The 21,854-nt window shown below is 41.2% G+C and carries 19 protein-coding genes and 1 pseudogene; 5 read left to right on the top strand and 15 right to left on the bottom strand.

Annotated elements, in window-relative coordinates; all coding sequences use genetic code 11:
• Window positions 1-24 precede the first annotated feature (24 nt).
• The 3 genes from EWV60_RS08695 to EWV60_RS08685 form a co-directional block, all read right to left on the bottom strand.
• Complete coding sequence (locus EWV60_RS08695) at window positions 25-675, bottom strand: RloB family protein (protein WP_024969619.1); 651 nt, start codon at window positions 673-675, stop codon at window positions 25-27.
• A complete protein-coding gene (locus EWV60_RS08690; protein ID WP_002737351.1) occupies window positions 668-1,924 on the bottom strand; it encodes an AAA family ATPase in 1,257 nt (418 codons plus the stop codon). Before EWV60_RS08690 ends, EWV60_RS08695 begins: the two co-directional genes overlap by 8 nt.
• Window positions 1,925-2,060: 136 nt before the next feature.
• Window positions 2,061-3,509 carry a M16 family metallopeptidase gene (locus tag EWV60_RS08685; RefSeq protein WP_002751920.1) on the bottom strand — a complete coding sequence of 483 codons (1,449 nt, stop codon included), beginning with the start codon at window positions 3,507-3,509 and terminating at the stop codon, window positions 2,061-2,063.
• A 521-nt stretch (window positions 3,510-4,030) separates the two neighbouring features.
• On the opposite strand from EWV60_RS08685, the gene EWV60_RS08680 reads away from it, so the two are divergent.
• Entirely contained in the window at window positions 4,031-4,528 is a 498-nt protein-coding gene (locus EWV60_RS08680; RefSeq protein WP_002751922.1) for an HNH endonuclease, read from the top strand.
• Here the strand turns inward: EWV60_RS08680 and EWV60_RS08675 are convergent.
• From EWV60_RS08675 to EWV60_RS08665, 3 genes are all read right to left on the bottom strand, one after another.
• Window positions 4,525-4,878: a hypothetical protein gene (locus tag EWV60_RS08675; protein ID WP_002751924.1), complete on the bottom strand. Its 354-nt coding sequence runs from the start codon at window positions 4,876-4,878 to the stop codon at window positions 4,525-4,527. The two genes, EWV60_RS08680 and EWV60_RS08675, sit on opposite strands and share 4 nt — an antisense overlap.
• An 87-nt stretch (window positions 4,879-4,965) precedes the next feature.
• Window positions 4,966-6,078, bottom strand: a complete 1,113-nt coding sequence (gene hypD, locus EWV60_RS08670) for a hydrogenase formation protein HypD (protein WP_069475745.1) — start codon at window positions 6,076-6,078, stop codon at window positions 4,966-4,968.
• 116 nt (window positions 6,079-6,194) lie between these two features.
• Window positions 6,195-6,458, bottom strand: a complete 264-nt coding sequence (locus tag EWV60_RS08665) for a HypC/HybG/HupF family hydrogenase formation chaperone (protein WP_002748045.1) — start codon at window positions 6,456-6,458, stop codon at window positions 6,195-6,197.
• A gap of 404 nt (window positions 6,459-6,862) precedes the next feature.
• Here EWV60_RS08665 and EWV60_RS08660 point away from each other — a divergent pair, with 404 nt between their 5' ends.
• The gene (locus EWV60_RS08660; protein ID WP_002751938.1) at window positions 6,863-8,764 is read left to right on the top strand and encodes a thiamine pyrophosphate-binding protein; all 1,902 of its coding nucleotides are present in this window, start codon (window positions 6,863-6,865) and stop codon (window positions 8,762-8,764) included.
• Window positions 8,765-9,544: 780 nt separating this feature from the next.
• Here the strand turns inward: EWV60_RS08660 and EWV60_RS08655 are convergent.
• From EWV60_RS08655 to EWV60_RS08640, 4 genes and pseudogenes are all read right to left on the bottom strand, one after another.
• Window positions 9,545-11,185 (bottom strand): MBL fold metallo-hydrolase, encoded by a 1,641-nt coding sequence (locus tag EWV60_RS08655; protein WP_287231883.1) that lies wholly within the window; start codon window positions 11,183-11,185, stop codon window positions 9,545-9,547.
• Window positions 11,186-11,209: 24 nt separating this feature from the next.
• Complete coding sequence (locus EWV60_RS08650) at window positions 11,210-11,332, bottom strand: DUF8629 family protein (protein ID WP_002737208.1); 123 nt, start codon at window positions 11,330-11,332, stop codon at window positions 11,210-11,212.
• Window positions 11,333-11,616: 284 nt separating this feature from the next.
• Window positions 11,617-11,925 (bottom strand): annotated as a pseudogene (locus EWV60_RS08645) (IS30 family transposase); the annotation flags it as partial.
• Window positions 11,926-12,168: 243 nt separating this feature from the next.
• A complete protein-coding gene (locus tag EWV60_RS08640; protein WP_287231882.1) occupies window positions 12,169-13,368 on the bottom strand; it encodes a tetratricopeptide repeat protein in 1,200 nt (399 codons plus the stop codon).
• Window positions 13,369-13,405: 37 nt separating this feature from the next.
• On the opposite strand from EWV60_RS08640, the gene EWV60_RS08635 reads away from it, so the two are divergent.
• A complete protein-coding gene (locus tag EWV60_RS08635; RefSeq protein WP_287231880.1) occupies window positions 13,406-14,581 on the top strand; it encodes an esterase-like activity of phytase family protein in 1,176 nt (391 codons plus the stop codon).
• Between the two features lie 111 nt (window positions 14,582-14,692).
• Here EWV60_RS08635 and EWV60_RS08630 read toward each other — a convergent pair whose 3' ends face one another.
• The 4 genes from EWV60_RS08630 to EWV60_RS08615 form a co-directional block, all read right to left on the bottom strand.
• Window positions 14,693-15,244: a LabA-like NYN domain-containing protein gene (locus EWV60_RS08630; protein ID WP_002751943.1), complete on the bottom strand. Its 552-nt coding sequence runs from the start codon at window positions 15,242-15,244 to the stop codon at window positions 14,693-14,695.
• A 69-nt stretch (window positions 15,245-15,313) separates the two neighbouring features.
• Window positions 15,314-16,600 carry an RNA-guided endonuclease InsQ/TnpB family protein gene (locus EWV60_RS08625; RefSeq protein WP_016517084.1) on the bottom strand — a complete coding sequence of 429 codons (1,287 nt, stop codon included), beginning with the start codon at window positions 16,598-16,600 and terminating at the stop codon, window positions 15,314-15,316.
• Window positions 16,601-17,066: 466 nt separating this feature from the next.
• Window positions 17,067-17,891 carry a sulfurtransferase gene (locus EWV60_RS08620; protein ID WP_016517085.1) on the bottom strand — a complete coding sequence of 275 codons (825 nt, stop codon included), beginning with the start codon at window positions 17,889-17,891 and terminating at the stop codon, window positions 17,067-17,069.
• Window positions 17,860-18,303, bottom strand: coding sequence for an ATP-binding protein (locus EWV60_RS08615; protein ID WP_002777751.1), 444 nt, complete (start codon window positions 18,301-18,303; stop codon window positions 17,860-17,862). Before EWV60_RS08615 ends, EWV60_RS08620 begins: the two co-directional genes overlap by 32 nt.
• A gap of 172 nt (window positions 18,304-18,475) precedes the next feature.
• Here EWV60_RS08615 and EWV60_RS08610 point away from each other — a divergent pair, with 172 nt between their 5' ends.
• Window positions 18,476-19,612: a SpoIIE family protein phosphatase gene (locus EWV60_RS08610; protein WP_287231876.1), complete on the top strand. Its 1,137-nt coding sequence runs from the start codon at window positions 18,476-18,478 to the stop codon at window positions 19,610-19,612.
• On the opposite strand, the gene EWV60_RS08605 is transcribed toward EWV60_RS08610, so the two are convergent.
• Window positions 19,613-19,936 carry an STAS domain-containing protein gene (locus tag EWV60_RS08605; protein WP_002751946.1) on the bottom strand — a complete coding sequence of 108 codons (324 nt, stop codon included), beginning with the start codon at window positions 19,934-19,936 and terminating at the stop codon, window positions 19,613-19,615.
• Between the two features lie 145 nt (window positions 19,937-20,081).
• Here EWV60_RS08605 and crtO point away from each other — a divergent pair, with 145 nt between their 5' ends.
• Window positions 20,082-21,728: a beta-carotene ketolase CrtO gene (crtO, locus tag EWV60_RS08600; RefSeq protein ID WP_287231874.1), complete on the top strand. Its 1,647-nt coding sequence runs from the start codon at window positions 20,082-20,084 to the stop codon at window positions 21,726-21,728.
• Window positions 21,729-21,854: the final 126 nt, after the last annotated feature.

The following is a 21,854-nucleotide window of genomic DNA, read 5'->3' as shown; positions in this document are numbered from 1 at the left end:
TTAGTTATCTCAAAATAGTTAAGTTTAAGATCGACTATTTTTATTGAGTTCCCTCACTAATTCATGTACGGTAGTGGAAGGATGGGGATCAAAAGGATGTTGTTTTAATTCATCTCGCCGTTTAATAAGTTTTTCGGCGTTGATAATCGCTGTAGGCTGATAAGGCTTTAATTTTTCATAGATATTCTCTCGGTTTTTTTCATATTTTTCTTTCTCGCAAACTAATCCAAGTTTTCTCATTTGATTAGTTAAAATACTCCCGTATCTATCTCTAGGTGTAGCAGTATCAAGATATTGAAAGTGCAAAATATACCAAATTTCAAAGGCTTCATTAGAATAGGCAATCTTGATATTTTCTTTTTGGGCAAGTCCCTCAGCTTGATTAAATTGCTCTTTGGTATAATTATCTTTATCAAAAACACACCAAACTTGATCGTAAGATGCTGATTTTTCATTGTTTTTAATATTAATTGCTTTCTTGACTAAACTCAAGGTATTTTGACCTTCTCCCTTAACTTTTATTTTAATGTTATTAGATTTTAAATCTTCCCTCAAACAAGTAAAGTAATAGTATTCAGTCTTTTCTCCTTCACAAACAATCAAAAATGTTTCCCTTGGCTGTCTCTTGTTAGCTTGACGTTTTAAATAACTATAATTACCATCTTTTTTAGCCATAATAATCACCGATAACTTTGCTTAAATCACCAATAAAAGGTATGGCACCATAGCGACCTTGAATATAATCTTGTTCAAAGGAAGCATTATTATCAATATCAAATTCGACCAGAGAATATAAATCCGTTGCTTCTTGGCGATTTTTTTCGGTAAACCAGATTTGATCTCTTCTAAACAGTTGATTACTAAGTAAATTAACATCATGAGTAGCAAAAATAAGTTGAGCATTTTTAGGGTTTGTTTGTTGAGAGTTAAATAATCCAATAATTGCTATTGCCATTAAGGGATGCAGTAGGGAATCCAGTTCATCAATTATTAATACCTCACTTGCTTTTAAAACCGATAAAATAGGTGCTAATAAAGCAAATAATTTTTGAGTGCCACGCGACTCATGTTTATTCAGTTGAAAGCTTTCTAACCCGATTACCTTTCCCTCTAAATCATACTTTTCATGATAGGTTTCAATGGAGTTGTAAACTGTATCTGGAATATCCTTATGAAAATTATCTAGGGGTTTCCGTCCCACTTCTATACTCATATCCTTGATACTCAAATCTAATTTTTTAATTAAGAAAACGATTTCATTTTTAAGATTTTGCTCTCTAGAAAGATAGTCAATAGATAGCTGTCTTAAATTTTCAAGTTGCGAACCCGATATAATCTTTAACCTACTAAACCAGAGTAAAATCTTACCTGCTAACGGATCATTAAACTGAGCAGCAATCGATAGAAATAAGGTATTTTTTTTAGTTAAATCTTTGACATCTTTGCCCTTCATCAGACTTTTACTATATTTAATTTTATCTTTTTCACGACTAAATATATTAGTTTTACGAGTTTTGGGCGTGCAAGATAACCCCTCAGAAATTACTCGCTCTTGAGTGACTTCAAAGCTATATTCATAGGTCTTATTATCTAGATAAAAAACTATCTTAAAAAAAGAAGGTTTATCTTCGGTTTCAGAACTTAATCGAAATTTTTCTAAATCTATCTTATCTGTAATTTGTAATTTCGAGGAATTAATGACAAAACTTTGCATAAAATATAAGGCCAGAATCAAATTACTCTTACCACTAGCATTTGCTCCATAAATAGCAGCACTTTTTAGTAAACTAAAATTCTGATTAACCTTAAAAACATTATTTTTATCAAGCTCATCATTATCTGCTGCTTCATCTGCAGCCACCATACTGAGAGTAACTACATCCTTAAAAGACCGATAATTACCGACACTAAATTCGATGAGCATTACATACTAACCCTAAAAGTCTCTGGGGAATTGATGAAGACTATGCTTTTATGATAGGCAATTTGTCAACATTTAAAAGGAAATTTTTCTCAGGTGTGTTAGCGTCATGTAACACACCCGACATCTCTACAGTTATTTATATTTGTGTGATGGTGACATCAACAGTTTTAACCGTAGTTCCCAAACTGGATAGAGGAGGTTGAATTTCCTGTTCATTACCCACTACTAGAGTCACAATTTGATTCGGTTGTAGATATTGTTGGGCCACTCGTTGAATATCGGCAGTTGTCACCCCTTTTACCGCTTGTTGATAACGGAAGATAAAATCTTGGGGATAACCATAATATTCATAAGTCATCAATCGCGATAAATTTTGAGCAGGTTTCTCAAACTTAAAAACAAAAGAATTGAGAATAGCATTTTTAGCGTCTTCTAATTCTTTGGCAGTAACGGGTTGATTGCGAAGGCGCTCGATTTCGCCTAAAATTGCCTTAATAAAAGGTACGGTAGCATCGGTGCGAGTTTGACCTCCGGCAATAAATAAACCGGGATAATCATAACGACTATTCCAGACACCATAGACAGAATAAGCTAATCCTTGACGGGAGCGCACTTCATTAAATAAACGACCACCAAAACCGCTTAAAATCTCATTTAATACCGTTAAAGCGGGATAGTCGGGACTATCCAACCGACCCCCAAGATGACCTAATAAAACGCTACTCTGGGTTAATTGGGGTTGATTGACAACAAAGACACCTTGAAGATTTTTTTGGGTTGCAGAAGGGGTGACAATTTTAGGGGTAGTGGCGGGATTTTTCCAATTGCCAAAAGTCTTATTGATTAATGCTTTCATCGAGGGAGAATCAAAATCACCGACAATTCCTAAAATTATTTGGTCGGGACGGACATAGGTGCGATAAAAATCGATTAAATCCTGACGATCAATATTAGCTAAAGTGCTATATTCTACAGTACGAGCGTAGGGGCTATTATCACCATAGACTAGCTTTTTAAACTCCCGACTAGCAATATCACTGGGATCATCATTACGTCGGGCAATTGCTCCTTTTTCCTGAACTTTGGCTAATTCCACTCTCTGATTTTCAAAAGTTGGGGAACGCAAAACCTCAGCAAAGAGATTAAAAACGGTTTCTAAATCTTCACTAAGAGCGCTAAAACTAGCAGTTCCAGCATTAAGATCGATCGAGGTTTCTACTAGGGCTGCTCTTTGTTCTAATAACTGATTTAAGACATTAGAAGGATGTTTTTCCGTGCCACCACTACGCAGCACGGTTCCAGTAATATCGGCTAATCCGACTTTTTCCCCGGATTCTAATCTTCCTCCCGTCCGAATCATCGCCGTACCACTTACTAAAGGTAAGCTGCGATCCTCCACTAAATAAACCACCATCCCATTATCTAGTTGATAGCGCTCGTATTGGGGAACTGTAACTTCAGGAAGGGGAGGAAAAGTTAAATCGGTAAAATGTCGCGGGGTTTGGGCAATTGCTGGGGAACGAAAAGCTAGGACACCTATCAGGGTGATCAGGATTAAACCTAGCCATTGTAAGCGTTTTTTCATGATTTGAGTCGAAATTATTGAGAGGAATAGATAAGAGGGAACAAAAGGGAAATCTGGCCGCTTTTTGCTTTTTACGGTAGTCCTCAAGAAGTAATGATGATAGAATAGTCGCTAAAAATCAAGTGTCTCTCCGCCATGCCTAATTGTCCAAAATTGCCTACGGATCGGGGAGATATAGTATTTTATCTATCACTATAATTCCTCTTTGGATTTATCATTACTTGTTTAGCACCATCAATTTCAATCAGATTCTTGAGTATTTTTCGTTCCCCCTACAAACCCATTCTAAACTAGAGGTCGGCATTGCTGCTTTGGCAGCGTCCTGAGCATTCAAACTCTCGAACTAGCTTCGCCAATTCAAAAATGAAACGCATCAACCTCAAGACCCTTTTGCATGAGTGCCTCTTGCCGTTCGGCTGTCCTGATATGTAGCCTATGCTCAACGGATTGAGTATAATAGGTCCCAATCCCAGTGATATGTGTTACCATTCGGGGTAAATTCAAGCGATCTCCAGACACCTATGAGCAAGGTTCTCGTGTTGAATGCCTCCTACGAACCGCTAAATATTACCAGTTGGCGGCGTGCGATCGTTTTATTATTGAAAGGAAAAGCTGAATCCCTAGAACATAACGGAAAAGTGGTTTGTCGTGACTTACCCCTACCTTCCGTTATCCGTCTTAGGCAATACGTCCGTGTTCCCTACAAGGAAATTCCTTTAACCCGTCGTAATATTCTCGAACGAGATCATCACACCTGTCAATACTGTCTCTACCGAGGTGAACAATTAACCATTGATCATGTGATTCCCCGTTCTCGCGGAGGGGGTGACACTTGGGAGAATTTAGTGGCGGCTTGTGTGCGTTGTAATGTGCATAAGGGCAATCGTACACCAAAAGAGGCCAATATGTCCCTACTCGCCCAGCCACGTCGTCCCTACAGCAGTCTCCACTTTGAGCTATTAAAGCACACCAGGGGGAATCACAATCACGAATGGCGTAAATATGTCATCGGTATTTAGGGTGAAAAAGGCATGGTGAAACCAAGACCAAAATTGATTCCCATGCCATTATTATTAGTCTGGGTGCGAGGATTGGCAACTCCCGTGCCTAGATAAACCGCACAACCGCGACAGGGGGAATTGACTCGGTAGCGCACCGCCATGGGATCATTAGGATCGGTGATGGTTACTCCCTGATGGTTTAAATCTTTAATTAGATTGGTGACGGGTTTGAAAAAATCGGCGCTGGGGGGTTGACTTGGTGGCAGTTCTAGGGTTTGTTCTTGGGAAGCAAGAACGATTTCTGAGGCGATAACTAGCAGTAGAGAGGTAGTTAAGCTAAATAAACCCAGATTATTTTTGATTTTCATCCTTTTTTGTTACCGAGAGATTGTTAATTTTTTCTCTGAAAAGTCTAGCGTTTCCTCGCGGGAAAGGACACTAATCAGTAAAAAAATTTACCGATGTCTGCCATACTTATAATAAGCGGCACAAGCACCTTCACTAGAAACCATACAAGTACCGATGGGGTGTTCGGGAGTACAAGCAGTACCAAATACTTTACATTCCCAGGGTTTTAAAACACCTTTAAGAATTTCGCCACACTGACAAGCTTTGTGATCTTTAACACGCTGATTGGGTAGGGTAAATTTTTTCTCCGCATCAAAATTACTGTACTCATCTCGCAGTTTTAATCCTCCTTGAGCAATTTCTCCTAAACCTCGCCATTCAAACTGATCCCGCAGTTCAAAAACTTGCTTGATTGCCGATAAAGCGACTCTATTTCCTTGATTTTGTACCACTCGATCGTACTGATTTTCTATCTCACATCTCTGCTCATCTAATTGTTTTAATACCATCCAAATTGATTGGAGAATATCCAAGGGTTCAAACCCAGAAACTACCACAGGTTTATGATATTCTTGGGCAATAACTTGATAGGGTTCTGTGCCAATTACCATGCTAACATGACCAGGACCAACAAAACCGTCTAACTGTAAATCTGGGTTATCTAACAAAACTTTCAGAGCGGGAATAATCACCACATGATTAGAAAATAAACTAAAATTAGTGATGCCATCTCTTTGTGCTTCTAAAACAGTTAAAGCGGTGCTAGGAACGGTTGTTTCAAACCCTAATGCTAAAAATATTACTTCTTTATCGAGATTTTCTCTAGCAATTTTTAAGGCATCGCGAGGAGAATAAACCATGCGAATATCATCACCTTTTGCTCGCGCTTGTAGCAGACTCAAATGGGAACCGGGAACACGCATAGTATCGCCAAAAGTTGTCAGAATTACGTTCGGTTTTTGTGCGAGAAAAATGGCATCATCTAAACGACCTCGCGGCATCACACAAACGGGACATCCAGGACCATGAATTAATTCGATAGTTTCTGGAAGTATTGCCTCGATACCGTATCTAAAAATTGAGTGGGTATGACCTCCACAAACCTCCATAATTTTAGTAACTTTTTGCCGCTTTTCAGAGATTCTTGTCGATAATTGTTCTATTTGTTGAATTAATCCCGACGCTTTAACTGGATCACGAAATTCATCAACGTATTTCATAGTTTATCTCCTTTAATTATAATTTTTAGCTGTCGGTAGTCAGTAATAATTGCCGTAATTTACATTTCTTATAGATAGACAACAGCATTAATTTATGGGTGACTACTTTAAGAACATTAATTATGATTAAATTCTAACTCTAATTCCGCTAATTGTGTTAATAAATTTAGGGTTTCTTGCGCCTCATCTTCATCGATTCGATTCATGGCAAAACCCACATGAACTAATACCCAATCCCCTACACAAGTATTAGCGGGATGGTCTTCATCAACAATACAAGCGATATTTACTTCTCTTTTTACACCCCCCACATCGACGAGAGCGAGATGACGGTTTTCATCAATAATTGCCGTAATTTGTCCCGGTATGCCTAAACACATAGTTTTTACCTTAAATCTAGTTTTTGTTAATTATGCGCCGATTTTTGGGCTAGAGATTGCATTAATATCAACTGACAGCCCTTCTCATAAAGATGAAGTATAACCTAATTTGATATTGACGACCTACGACCGCCTCCCGAAAAGGAAAACCGAGTCAAAGGTTATCCTTTTTACTTGGTCCTAGCTGCCATTCTGGACTATTGCCCTCAAGAACAGCTTTTTTTCTCCTATCTTTTTTAAGATTTCCCCCGTCCCGGACCGTGGACGCTATCCCAGCAGGGGTAAAACTTTTGTATTAGGGACTACACCAATGATAAGAAATTATTCAATCAATCGATCGGGTGACATTCTAGGCTATGATTTCCCTGACTATAGTTATTTCTCTACATTAAGGAAAATCTACGATGACAACCTTTCCCATCGATTTGAGTGCCTATAAACCCATCAGTCTCGACCCCAGTAACCCCACCCTCACCGACGACCAAAGAAGCGCCCTAAAAGCCAATATCCAACTTTGTCGCGATGCTATCATCTTTTTTACTGCCACGGGTGCGGCCCGGGGTGTGGGTGGACACACCGGCGGTCCCTACGATACCGTCCCGGAAGTGGTGATTCTCGATGCTCTTTTCCGCAGTCAACCTAGTCAATTTGTACCAATCTTCTTCGATGAAGCAGGACACCGCGTCGGTACTCAATATCTCATGTCTGCGTTAGAAGGTTCTTTACCCGCAGAACAATTAATGCACTACCGCGAGGCCAATTCTAAACTCCCCGGACACCCGGAATTAGGATTAACCCCCGGTGTCAAATTTAGTTCTGGCCGTTTAGGACATATGTGGCCCTACGTTAACGGTGTCGCTTTAGCTAACCCCGGAAAAACCGTTTTTTGTTTAGGTTCCGATGGTTCTCAACAGGAAGGCAATGACGCGGAAGCTGCCCGTTTAGCCGTGGCTCAACACATTAATGTTAAGCTGATTATTGATGATAATGATGTGACGATTGCCGGTAATCCTTCCAAATATTTACCCGGTTATGATGTGGCTAAAACTCTCACCGGCCATGGTCTAAAAGTGTTAGTGGGAGATGGGGAAGATATCGATAGTTTGTATCGCAATATCTGTGAAGCAATTAATACTCCGGGCCCGATTGCGATTATTAATAAACGTCCCATGTGTCCCGGTATTGAAGGTTTAGAAGGTTCTAACCACGGTCATGATGTGATTTCTGTCCCCTTGGCTTTAAAATATTTAGAGGCAAAAGGACACAGTGCCGCCGTGGAATATCTCAACAGTATTAAGAAGCCTTCTAATGACTATAAATTCCTCGGTTCTGGGGATAAATGGGGTTCTAACCGCAATGTTTTCGGCGAAGCAGTAGTCAGTCTTTTAGGCAAAATGAGCGAGGAAGAACGCAAGGCTAAGGTATTAGTAGTAGATAGCGATTTAGAAGGTTCCTGTGGTTTGAAAATTATCCACGATAAACATCCCGAAGTGTTTATTCCTTCTGGTATTATGGAACGGGGCAATCTTTCGGCAGCCGCTGGTTTTGGTATGGAAAAAGGTAAACAGGGAATTTTCGCCACCTTTGCCGCTTTTCTAGAAATGTGTATTTCTGAAATCACCATGGCCCGCTTGAATTATTCTAATCTTTTGTGTCATTTTTCCCATTCTGGTATCGATGACATGGCCGATAATACCTGTCACTTTGGTTTGAATAATTTCTTTGCCGATAATGGACTCGATGACGGTTACGAAACCCGTCTTTATTTCCCGGCCGATGCGGCACAAATGACCGCTTGTGTCGAGGCAACTTTCCATCAACCCGGTTTACGTTTTATCTTCTCGACTCGTTCTAAAACTCCCAATATTCTTGATACTAACGGCCATAATTTCTTTGGCGATGGTTACACCTTTGTTCCCGGAAAAGATGAAGTAATTCGGGAAGGCACTGCCGGTTATATCATCAGCTTTGGCGATGGTTTATACCGCGCTTTAGATGCAGTGGAACGTCTAAAACAAGAAGGGATCGACGTGGGTTTAATTAATAAACCGACTCTCAATGGGGTGGATGAAGAAATTATCGCTAAAGTTGGTAATTCTCCCTTTGTTTTAGTGGTAGAAGCATTTAACCGTCGTACGGGTTTAGGTAGCCGTTATGGTTCTTGGTTACTCGAACGCGGTTTAACTCCTAAATACGCCTACATCGGTACTCACCATGAAGGTTGTGGCGGTTTATGGGAACAATTCCCCCACCAAGGTATTGACCCAGTTGGTATCATTAGTAAAGTTAAATCTTTAATCGCTTAGATAGTATTTTAGGGTGGGCTTTAATCAGTTATCAGTTATCAGTAGAATTATTGTAAATTAATTATATGTTATAGTGGTGGTTTAACTAATTTTTTTGGAAAAATTAGTTAGTTATTAAGTTTGTTTTAAATAAAAACTTGAAGTTTTACTTTTAACTCAAAACTCTTTAGATATGCTTTAATTTGGTTATCAAAACCTCTTTATTTGAGCGGCACAAACTATCTTAATTTTTATAATTGAGAATAAATTCTCCTGATTAATTACAATTCTCCTTCACTGGATTAATGTTTGGCAACTTTTAAGAAATGTGAAGATATGTTCTATAGTCATTTCAATTAAGATTGAGAATATCAATCCCAGAGTTCATAAGGATTTTGTTGGTCTAGATTGTATCAGACTTATCTGAAATGACTATATTCTTTTTTTAACTTCTATCTAAAAATCAATAAAAAAGCCAAACCGTCTGTTTTACCATAAAAAAATTATGCAAGGGGTCTATTGGCGACGATTAAGCAAAGACTACGAGGATTGACCCGAAACTCTTCCCCTGAGCTACGTTGAACAGTTCGAGGCGTTTATTTATCTCGGCATGATTCGACTCATGTTGAGGCGGCTTGCCTAGACAACTAGGCTACCTGTGACCCTTTTCAAACATCCTCTTAGTTAAAATCTAAGGGTTTTGTTAGTTTTTTAGTATTTCTGTAGGGAGGAAGTCCCAGAATAGTGACTCCTAAAAACCGACTCCTAACCCCAGCTACCAACTTTTTCAGCAGACCCTAATTATATATTGGCTTCAAAAACGGGACAATAGCCTTCGGCAACCACTTTAAAACCGTAGAGGGGAGAAGCGGGATTCCAACAGCGCTGACTTTTGTAGTGGACACAGACACGACAGCAATCCATCTCCTCTAAAGCTTTGGTGATGCGATTGGGACTCTCGCTTAATAATTCCCGTTGGGAGACTCCCCGCAATAATAATTCTTCCCCTTGCCAGCGTGCTTCTACCAGTCCCGTATCGGCGAAATTACTCCACCGGGGATCCCGGGTGATCGACTCTGGTAAGGTGATAGTGACGATCGAATCCGATTCATTTAATTCTCCCTCATAGTGACTGGGGGCCGGGGGTGTCGGTTGCATAAAGCGATCGCCAATAGGCAATTCCACCAGGGTTCCCACGGCCGGAGAATGGAGTTGATAACGGCTTTGTAATTCTTCTAAACTGGTCAAATCCGCTAGATATAGGGGGGAGCCATGGACGAACATGATATGCTGCGGTCGCAGGTTATGGATTAGTTGGGTGGTGTTGCGACTATCGCTATGTTCAGCCAGTAGATAGGTTTCTTGGCTAATTAATCGCGAACGCTGTGCCGCTTTTAATCGGGGATTCTCCGGGTTGATATCGTGCAGGTGTTGGGGAACTAACATTAACCAAGGTTTATCCCCTTGCAGATATTTACTCACCTCCTCTAGGCGATCGATTAGTAAAATTATCGGAGTGGTTCCCCCTAGAGGTGTCGGTTTTTCTGGCAACCTTCGCAACCGGGGACAGATGCGCTCATCCCAAAATAAGGGCTGATGTTTGGCAAAATTCTGGACAGATGCGGGAAATTGTGGTAGAATTTCTAGGTAGGCATCGCAAGCTTTAGCGATCTTGCCCCCAACCCAGATATCAATATCGCGACCCGTGAATTGATGATGCGATCGCAGTAATTTTAAAATTTCTTGACCCAATCCCAAAGCGGGGACGGGTAGTAAGACATTTTGCCCCTCAGCGATCGCATGATAGATGCGATTCATCAACTGTTTTTCCTGCTGTCGTCGGTGGGGATGGCGTTCTGTGCCGTAACTGCCTTCAATAATCAGCACATCGGGGGATATTCCCCGCAGCAGATCGATCGATAATCCTTCCACCAGTTGAAAATTAGATAGGGAAAAATCGCCGGTATAGAGGACTTTATAGGTACGTTTGGGGGTTTTGTAGGTGAATAAGACCACGGCGGCCCCGGATAGGTGGCCGGCCGGAAAAATCTCGACGGTGAGATCATCAAAGAGAGTGATCGGTGATCGCCATGGCCAACCCTGACAGAAACTGCCGATTTCCTCGGCAGAATCGGGCCATTGTAGGGGCAGCAGTTGTACTGTCACCTCACTGGCATAAACTGGCAATTGGGGATAGGTCTGATGGAGAGCCATTAACCCACGGATGTGATCGCTGTGGGCATGACTACAGAACACCAGATCTACGGGTGGTTTTTTGTTTTCGGTCAGGGGTTGCATATCGGCCAAACCGCAATCTAAAAGTATGCGATAGGGACCGATTTTCAGTAGGAGACAAACCCCTTCCGATGCGTGACCGACACCAAAAGGTAAACAGGATAAAAGGGATTTTGACCCCCAGACAGCAGTAGAGCGTTGAACCATGGCAACCCTGATTATGATGACTGGTTAGTGAGCCGAACCGTTGCCATCGTAGTTATCGCTATCATAAAAACCGTTGCGGGTGCCGAAAAAGAGACAGGAGACGGTGAATACAGCCGTTAATGCCAACAGGATTAATTTGATGTCCATATAATTTAGTGCAACTCCTCAGAGGGTAATCTCCCCTCATACTAACTCAACTTTTTCGGTTCTTAGCAGCTAGGTTTCGGATTTGACCATGGGCGCTCACCCTCTTTTAATAATTAAACTTGCCAGTAATTTGTGATGATTTCAGCAAAAACTACTGGTAATTGTCGGAAAGACTAGCATCTTTTGTCATAATATAGCAAACCTAAATGAGTTGTGAAAAGGCATCAAATCTTTTCAAATTTCCTAACTTGACAAAGATTATATTTGGCAAAAAATTGATCGATTTAAGTCTGAATTGCATCCCTGTCTAATCTACCTTTATAGAATACCTCATTCGGGGTACGATAGTCAAGACATTTTCGAGGACGATTGTTAATTAAGTTTACGGCTCTTTCTACCTCCTCTGGTTCAACGATTTTCAAATTCGTTCCCTTGGGAAAAAATTATCTCAATAGTCCATTAGTAGGCTCGTTTAATCCCCTCTCCCAAGAATGATAAGGAGTAGCAAAATAAAAATCTGCTCCTAGTTTCTGACTCAACTCTTGATGTCCACAAAATTCTTTGGCCTTGTCATAAGTAAAGATTTTTCTTTCAGTAACTGAGGAGCCTTTCTTTGTCAAATCTTGAGGTTGATGCTTTTCATTTTTGAATTGGCGTTTTAAGATTCACTAATAATTGCTGACTGATTGTCGGTATTTCTGCAAATGTGAGATGCGATCATGGTTTCAAAACTATTCATACTAAATCCGTTGAGTAACGCACAGAAAACGGGTTTCTCCGAGAAACCCGTTTTCTACTCATGCACTCATGCAAAACGGAGAATAAATAATCAGTTTTTAATAACTGGATTTAGTATCAGGATTATTTATTGCTTGATTAACTTGGGTGATTTGGGTTTGAAAATATTGTTCACGATAACGGATAGCTTGGGCTAATTCCGCACCTTTTTGGAAAGCGATTAAAGCTTGGGGATAATTTTTTCTCTCTAGATAAATTTGACCGATTTGATCGTAGGTGTTCATTAAACCGTAGTAATTGTAACCCAATTCATGGACTTTAATTAATTCTTGATAGATTTGTAAAGCATAATCCACCTGTTGATAACTTTTATAAAGTTCCGCTAACTTATTTAAAGCTTCTCCTGCGGTGCCGTACTGTTGTAAAGCAAAAGCGAGAGAATAGGCTTCTTGAAAGTTTTGGCTGGCTTTATTTGCATCTTTTAAAGCTTGATAATCCAAACCAATTTGAATTTTTAGATCGGGGATTAACTGTATTTGCTGATTTCTGATCTCGGTTTCAGCTATTTCTTCTTTAATTTTTACTGCGTTAGCTGGTTGCAGAGATTCTCGATAAATTTCTGCTAGTCTTTGCAGATAAATTCCTTGATTTAAAGAATTATTCTGCGCCTTAGAAAGAGTTAATAATTCCTCGTAAACTGGGGCGGCTTTTTGATAATCAAAACGGGATAAATGAATTTGACCAAGTTGATTTAAAGTTGCTTCTACTGCCAGATTATCCCCAGATTTTCTGGCATTAGCTAGGATTTTATCATAGACAATTATCGCCTCATTAAAAGCTCGTACCTGTTGATAGGATGTACCTAGTAATGCTAATAATTCCCCGTCCATTGTCTGGTTAATTTCTGCGGTTTGTTGCACAGTTTTTAAACGAGCAGTAATTAATTTAACATCCTCGGTTCGATCTCGATTCCAAGCTGCTAACCCCACTTTTCCCAAAGATTTTACTTCTTCTTTGGCTCCTAAATAACGATTTAATTTAATCACTTCATACCAGATAGGAAAAGCTTCCTCATTTAATCCCGCATCGTATTTAGCTTGAGCTTCAGCATCCCGTTGATCGATGTATAATAACAGTTGACGATGCTCCAAGGGAGTTAAAGGGCGATCGATTGCGGGTAATAAAGGACTTTTTAGGGGAGTTTCGAGGGGATTGGGTGCAGGGGTTTCTGTTTGTGCTAGGAGAGGAAGGGAAGTACCGATCAAACAGAGCCATAAACTGAGAGAAAAACGTAGCATAATAGATTGATAAGAGCGTAGTAGAGGATGATATTTTGTGATCGATCGATTCTATAAGAGACTGACTGCCGAAAATTGCCGTTTGCCAATTTTGGGTTTAATTGCTAGTTTGATTGTAACCTTTAGTCTGGCTGCCTGTGGTGTCTCCCCACAAGTTTTGGCAGAACAACGAATGTTTCTACCCCTCTCGATCGAGTTTTTGGGAGAATATCAATTACCACAAGCGGATTATCAGGGGACAAGGGTGGGGGGATTATCGGCAATTAGCTATGATCGCAGCAATAACCGCTTTTATCTCCTCAGTGATGATCGTTCTCAGAAAGCTCCGGCCCGCTTTTATCGGGCTAGTTTGCAGATAAATGATGAAAAAATCGAAAAAGTGAATTTAGAGGCAGTCACGTTCCTAAAAGATGGCAAGGGAGAAACTTTTAAAAAGGGATCGATCGACCCGGAAGGTATCGCTTTTTCGCCCCGACAAACTTTGTTTATTTCCAGTGAAGGTGCGGTTAAAGAGGGAATTGCTCCTTTTATTGCTGAATTTGATTTACAGGGACAATTAAAGGAGTCTTTATTAATTCCTAATCGCTTTTTACCGGATGATAGCAATCAAAAAGGAATACAGGATAATTTAGGGTTTGAATCCTTAACTTTAGGGATTACCAGCACCCTCAAAGACGATCCTTTTCGTTTGTTTACTGCCACAGAAAGCGCTTTAATTCAAGATAGTCCCACGGGAAAAAGAGCAGAAAATCTCAGAGTGCGACTTCTTCATTATGTGATTGATCCGATTGGTGCGCCTGTGTTAGTATCGGAACAGTTGTATGTGTTAGATGAGCCTCCCAGTAGTGCGAGATACTACGGTTTAACGGAATTACTAGCTTTAGAAAAAGAGGGTTATTTTCTCAGTTTAGAGCGAACTTTTGGTTTAGAAGGTTTTGGAGCGAAACTATTTCAGGTAGTTAACGGGAGTGCCACTGATACCTCGAAAATCGCCAGAATACCGGGGGAATTAGAAGCTTTACAGGTGCAACCCTTGCGGAAAAAATTATTACTAGATTTAGGGACTTTGGGGATTGATTTAGATAATTTGGAAGCAATGACCCTCGGTCCAAGATTAGCTGATGGTAGTCGCTCTTTGATTTTAGTCAGTGATGATAATTTTAATCCGAATCAGGTCAATCAGTTTTTACTCTTTCGACTCAAGGAAAAATAAACAAGAGATGGTTAATTGCCTCACCTATCTCCTTCTGGGAGAAGGTTTGGGGTGAGGACTACCAATAAAGAAAAAGGGGATAAATAGTCGGTTTAAAGACAAAACGGCCGATTAATAATCACTTTTTTCGATATCTTTGCGAATATCATTCAGGTCAATATAGCGATCGGTAGCGTTGCGTAATTCCCTAGCGATCATCCCTTCCGTAGAAACTACGGTAATATGAGTATTTTTAGAGCGCAATAGTTCGATCGCTCGTTCAAAATCGCCATCACCGCTAAATAAAATCACTCGATCGTATTGATCGACGGTATTAAACATATCGACGACAATTTCGATGTCTAAATTAGCTTTCTGGGAAAAACGACCGGAACTATCATCATAATATTCTTTCAAAATTTTTGTTCTCACCGTATAACCCAAACTAATTAAAGCATCGCGAAAACCTCTTTGATCTTGGGAATCTTTTAAACCCGTGTACCAAAAGGCATTAATTAACATAATATTCGGGTCGTTGGTGAAGTAATTTAACACCTTGCGCGGGTCAAAAAACCAACCATTTTTTTGTTGAGCATAAAACATATTATTGCCATCCACAAAAATCGAAAGGCGATCTTTCGGACGGGTGCCACCATTACAATGACAAAGACCGGCTTCTGTCATACAAAATACATACCTAATTTCTTATAGAGTTTAACTATAAAATTACCTTTTATTGACATACTCCCACCGTCAAGCTACGCTGTGACGGGGGATTCTTGACCTATCACTATCGGAAATTCCTTGCTCGACGAGACAACTTAGATTCTCAATGTCTCCACTGAAAATCCAGAGGCCGGACTCTCCCAAGGCGTTTGGGTCGGTTTCTGTTTGCCCAACAGTACCGTTGAGATGATTTCCCAAATATTGCAACCCTTTTTTAAGAATGTTGATGGCTGCATTATGATCCCTATCTAAGACTGTTTTACAGTTAGGACATTGATGAGTTCTAGTGCTTAATGTTTTTTGAACTCTCGTCCCACAAACTGAACAATCTTGGCTAGTAAAATGGGGAGGAACAGCAATACAAACAATCCGATAAATCTTGGCAAAATAATTCAACCATTCAGTGAATTGATACCAAGAAGCATCAGAAATCGACTTAGATAGCTTACGGTTTTTGACTAAGTTTCTTACCTTTAAAGCCTCATAGACTACCAGATCATTAGACTGGACTAACGCCAAAGCGTCTTTAATTGCTTTGTCTTTACGTTGTCTTGATACTTTCAGGTGAAGCCTAGCTACTTTTATCCGTTGCTTGTGATAGTTTTTAGACTGTTTCTTTCCTTGACGAAATCGTTTTGATAATCTCCTTTGTGCTTTTTTAAGTCGTTTTTCTGACTTGCTTAAATAACGTGGATTCTCTACAGTATTACCTTGGGCATCGGTATAAAATTCCTTTAACCCTAAGTCAATTCCTGTTATTTGTCCCGTTGGTTTATGGGATTCTTGCCGCTCTACGTCAATCAAAAACTGGCAATAATAACCGTCAGCACGTCTAACAACTCTTACCCGTTTAATCTGTTGTTCTGAATAATAAACTAATGTCTTTTGACTACACCATAAATCAAATTCTCCTGCTTTAAAGCCATCAGTAAATCTGATTTTACGTCGATCATCAGATAGTTTGTAGCCTGTTAGTTTATACTCAACCGAACGGCTATGCTTTTTAAACCGAGGAAACCCCTTTTTTCCCGGTATCTTAGCATGACAATTCTGGTAAAACCGATTAATTGATTGCCAGGCTCTATCAGCAGCCGATTGACGAGCTTGAGAGTTTAATTTATTAACCCAAAGAGTCTCTTTATTGTTAGCTAGTACCGCGCAAAGTTTTTGGAGATCATTGCGGGTTGTCCCTTGATTTGACCTCCAATAACGAACACAAGAGTTACGCACAAACTGAGAAGTTTTGATCGCTTCATCAAGCTGGTGATATTGCTCTGGTGTTCCGTTTTTTAACTTTGCTTCTACGACTAGCATCTAACAATCCTTGACCTTTGGCTAAGTTAATTATAACACAGTTTACCCACAGATGGTAGAATTAAACCGATGCTCCGTTGCTAATATTCTGGTCGGATTTCATCCCCCGCAAAGGTGAGTATCTTGTCGAAAAATGTAGCGGGGGCATTCATCCGACATTTTAGGTAATTTTACGGGGGAAAATAACTATTCTTTGAGGAATAGCGGTGATTTGAGAGCAAAAAGATAGCAACTATAGGGAGGCACAATTATTTGTAGGATGGGTTAGCGGTAGCGTAACATAATCGGGCGTTGGGTTTCATGCTTCAACCCAACCTACGTTCATCTTATATTTAATTCCACCCACCCACTTAGGAGACAAATTAGATAATAGTTTCGGAATAATTAAAAGTGATAATAGGGGGATTGTACAGTAATTAGGTCATTTTGATAATCTTTCTCGATAGATGAGCATCAACAAGGCTGGTTAGATCAGGTAGGAACACCAATCACTCCAACCTCCAGAATATAGCTTAACATTCTCGTATCCGGCTAGGGTCAGGGAAAAGATATTAACACAGGCTGTCACTCCTGAACCACAGTAGAGGATAATTTCTCGATCGCCTTGCCGCTCTTGCCAACGTTGTGTTTGCAGGTCCTGGGGTTGGGAAAAACCCTGACTATCGGTGACTTCTAACCAGGGATAATTAAGCGCCCCCTCGATGTGGCCCGCGATCGGATCGATCGGTTCCCTTTCACCCCGATAGCGATCGCTTTCCCTGGCATCAATTAACACCACTCCCCCTTGCTCTTTTTGCCTTTTTACCTCTTCGATCGTAACTACCCAATCCTGTTGAACTTGGGGGAGAAAAGCGCCGGTTTTCGGCACAGGTATCTGATTAGAGACGGGATAACCGGCATTTAACCAATTTTGCCAACCACCATCGAGAATGCTGACTCGTTCATGGCCCAGATAACGTAATAACCACCAGAGACGACTGGCAAAGGCAAAACGGGAGGAATCGTAGGCGATAACATGGGTTTGACCAGAAATCACCCCTAAAGAGCTTAATTTAGCGGCTATCGTCTGCGGATTCGGTAAAGGATGACGGCCGCCATGACGGGCAATGGGAGCCGATAAATCGCGATCGAGGTGTAAATAGAAGGAATTTTCAATATGATTGGCTAAATACTCTTGATAACCGAGCTCGGGATCGTTTAATTGAAAACGACAGTCAATAACCATCAGATCGGGGCGATCGAGATTAGTTAGTAACCAACTAGGAGAAACGAGGGGTGCGATCGGATTCATGGCGGGAAAATTGTTTAATAATTAACAGACAGTTGCGCTGATCTTCGCTGCGAGTATAACTGAGTTGATCGGCGATTTTTTGGAGGATCGGCAGTCCTTGCCCATGACCAGAGAAACTATAGTCATGATAGGCGTTTTTCTCGATAAAGTCCTCTAAATCGAAGACGGAACCCCGATCCCAGATGCGAATTTCCATCTGGTGAGGGGTAATCTCAATCTCGATCTCGATCGGGATTTCGGGGGGGAGGTGTCGGTGAGCGTGACGGACTGCATTGGTAAAACCTTCGGCAAGAGCAAGCTGACACTGGAGCCAGTCTTTTTGGGGAATGCCCGTCGGTTCAAGTTGCTGAAAATATTTTAAAACGGTATCTAAGGACCTGAGATCGCTATCTACCTGAAAAGAAATCTTCACCCCCAGCTTACCTCTGCAATGCCTTACGCTAGAAGTTATACCATTTTTCCCCAACTATGAATGATGTGTTAGCTCGATTCTGGATTTAATCTTCTCTTGAGGGACAAGCAAAGTCATCCGTCAGGGAGTCCGAGGTAAGCAGTAAGATTGAGATAGTCGAGTTACAAAAAAGATGGTACGAATTCTAGTAATTGATGATGATGGAGTAATTCAAACGTTCCTGAGACGAGCTTTGCAGAAGGAATACGAGGTTTTTGTTGCCAGTGATGGGGAAGAAGGATTAAAGCAAGCGGGGCAACTAAAACCGGCGATGATTATTTGTGATTGGATGATGCCGGGGATCGATGGGTTGGAAGTTTGCCGGCAAATTAAGCTTAATCCCCAACTGTCAACGACTTTTTTTATCCTCTTAACTTCTTTGGGATCGGTGGAGGATCGGGTGAAGGGATTGGATGCGGGGGCCGATGATTTTTTGTGTAAACCGATCGAAATTAATGAGTTAAAAGCGCGTGTGCGAGCGGGAATGCGTTTGCATCAATTAAGTCATGATCTGCAAGCACAAAAACAATTACTAGAAATCGAGTTAGCCGAGGCGGCGGACTATGTGCGATCGCTGTCGCCAGAACCTTTTATTTCTCCAAAACTTGCTATCGATTTTCGCTTCCTTCCTTCTCGTCAATTGGGGGGCGATGGCTTTGATTATTATTGGTTAGATAATGACCATTTGGTGTTATATCTTTTAGATGTGGCGGGCCATGGTTTACGAGCGGCTTTACCTTCCCTTTCCGTAATTAATTTACTCCGTTCCCGTGGTTTAAGTCAGGTGAATTACTATGAACCTAATCAGGTTTTACAAGGGTTAAATCAAGTTTATCAAATCAGTCCTAAGAATGATAAATATTTTACTATTTGGTACGGAATTTATGATCGGAAACAACAACAGTTAACCTATGCCAGCGCCGGTCATCCCCCAGCAGTTCTCCTGACTCAAAAACCTTTTGGCCAGATGATTGAAACCAGACTGAAAGCCCCCGGTTTTCCCATCGGGATGTTTCTAGAAGCAGAATATATTAATCAGGTTCAATCCCTGAATTTACCCAGTAGTCTTTATCTTTTTAGCGATGGAATTTACGAGATCGATTGTGCTGATGGTAGGATGTGGGGACTAGAAAACTTTATTCAATCTTTACGAAATTATCACTGTAATTCCGCCAAAAATCTCGATAATTTTATTGGAGAAATTCAAGCTTTACAATTTGATGGCAATTTTAAGGATGATCTTTCGATTATGCAGGTGGATTTTCGCTGATTAACTTCCTAAAATTTTTTGTTCTAATTCTTCTCGGTTATTGAAAATTTCAAAAACTCGATCCATATCAGTCAATTCAAATAACATTTTGATCTGATCATTAATCGAGCAGATCAATAGTTTACCCCCCGCAGAACGCACGGTTTTTAAGGATAAAACTAGCGCCCCTAAACCAGAACTATCCATAAAGGTGACATCCTTAAAGTCAACGATAATAACCTCGGAACCTCCCTGCACGGCTTCGGCAATTTCTTGGCGAAATTCGCTGGCTTGGTTGCCATCTAAAATACCGGATGGTTGAATAACTTTGATGGAAGAACTCATAAAAAAAAGGAAAAATTAAATGTTTTCTACCTGCTCACTGATAACTGCTCGCTGAAATCTGCTGATAGCAGCCAATCTTTAACTATTTTTAACATATTAGGGTCAAGAAAAGCGCAAAATTAAAAATAGGAATTTTTGAAACTGTATGGAAAGTTACGATGTCATCCTCATCGGTGCGGGGCATAATGGTTTAGTTTGTGCCGCCTATCTCCTCAAAGCCGGTTATCGCGTCCTCCTTCTCGAACAGCGTAGCGTACCGGGAGGAGCGGCTACCACAGAAGCGGTTATCCCGGATCTGGCCCCCGATTTTAAGTTTAATCTCTGTGCGATCGATCACGAATTTATTTTTTTGGGGCCGGTAATTGAGGAATTAGAGCTAAAACGCCACGGATTAGAGTATTTATTCTTCGATCCTACCGTTTTTTGTCCCCATCCTTCTGGCCAATATTTTCTTTCCTATCGCTCTCTGGAAAAAACTCACGCCGCAATTGCCCAGTTTTGTCCGCGAGACGCCGATCGCTACCTTCAGTTTATCGACTATTGGGGACAGTTGATGAATGCGATCGGGCCTTGGTTTAACGCTCCACCTCAAGATTTGCTCAGAATCGCCCGCAATTATAACTCTAGTGCCTTAGCTAGTGTCTGGAAAGCGATCGGCTCGAAAAAGAAACTGCTCGACTTCATCCGCACGATGATTACTTCCCCCGAAGATGTCCTTAATGAGTGGTTCGAAAGCGAATTTGTCAAAGCACCCCTGGCTCGTCTAGCGGCAGAAATTGGCGCTCCTCCCTCCCAAAAAGGCATTACCTCCGGGATGATGATGATGGCGATGCGTCACTCCCCCGGGGTGGCTCGCCCTCGTGGTGGTACGGGCGCACTAACCGAGGCTCTGGTGAAATGCGTTATTAGTCTCGGTGGGGTGATTTTAACCGAGCAGAAAGTTAAACAGATTCTAATCGAGGAAGGACAAGCGATCGGGGTTAGGGTGGACTCTGGAGGTGAATATCTGGCAAAAGCGGGTGTTATCTCTAATATTGACGCTAGACGAGTTTTTTTACAGTTAGTCGCTCCCGCCGATGTGGATGCCGCCGATCCGGAATTGCGAGAAAGGGTAGAACGGCGAATTGTCAATAACAATGAAACAATTCTTAAAATTGACTGCGCTCTCGCCGAAGCGCCAAGGTTCGAGGCTTACGATCACAAAGAGGAGTATTTACAGGGAACGATTCTCATCGCCGATTCCGTGCGTCACGTTGAACAAGCCCACGCTTTAACGATTTTGGGGCAGATTCCCGACGAAAATCCCTCGATGTACCTAGATGTCCCCACTATTCTCGATCCGTCTATGGCTCCCCAGGGCAAGCATACCCTCTGGATCGAATTTTTTGCCCCCTATCAGATTGCCGGGGCCGAGGGAACGGGATTAAACGGCACGGGATGGACAGAAGAATTAAAAAATCGCGTGGCCGATCGAGTTCTTGATAAACTGGCCGATTATGCTCCCAATCTCAAATCTTCGATCATTGCCCGTCGGGTGGAAAGTCCGGCCGAATTAGCTAGTCGTTTGGGTTCCTATAAAGGTAATTACTATCATCTTGATATGACCTTAGATCAGATGATTTTCCTGCGTCCTTTACCGGAAATAGCTAACTATAAAACCCCCATTAAAAACCTTTATTTAACTGGGGCAGGAACTCACCCCGGCGGCTCAATTTCGGGAATGCCGGGGCGTAATTGCGCTCAGGTTTTTCTGCGGGATCAAAGCACTTTTCTGCAAAGATTATTTAACTAGGGTTGGCTGAATAACTGGACTTCCCCGTTGACAAAAGGCCATAACCTGTGCTGTAGAAGGGATTAAGAGAATTTCCGCCGCCCCGTTACTGGGTACAAATCAGGGAAACTCCCAATAAATCTAACG

The organism is Microcystis sp. Msp_OC_L_20101000_S702 (assembly GCF_007095705.1).
GTDB classification, from domain to species: domain Bacteria; phylum Cyanobacteriota; class Cyanobacteriia; order Cyanobacteriales; family Microcystaceae; genus Microcystis; species Microcystis ichthyoblabe_A.
This window is presented reverse-complemented; position numbering and strand designations above follow the sequence as displayed.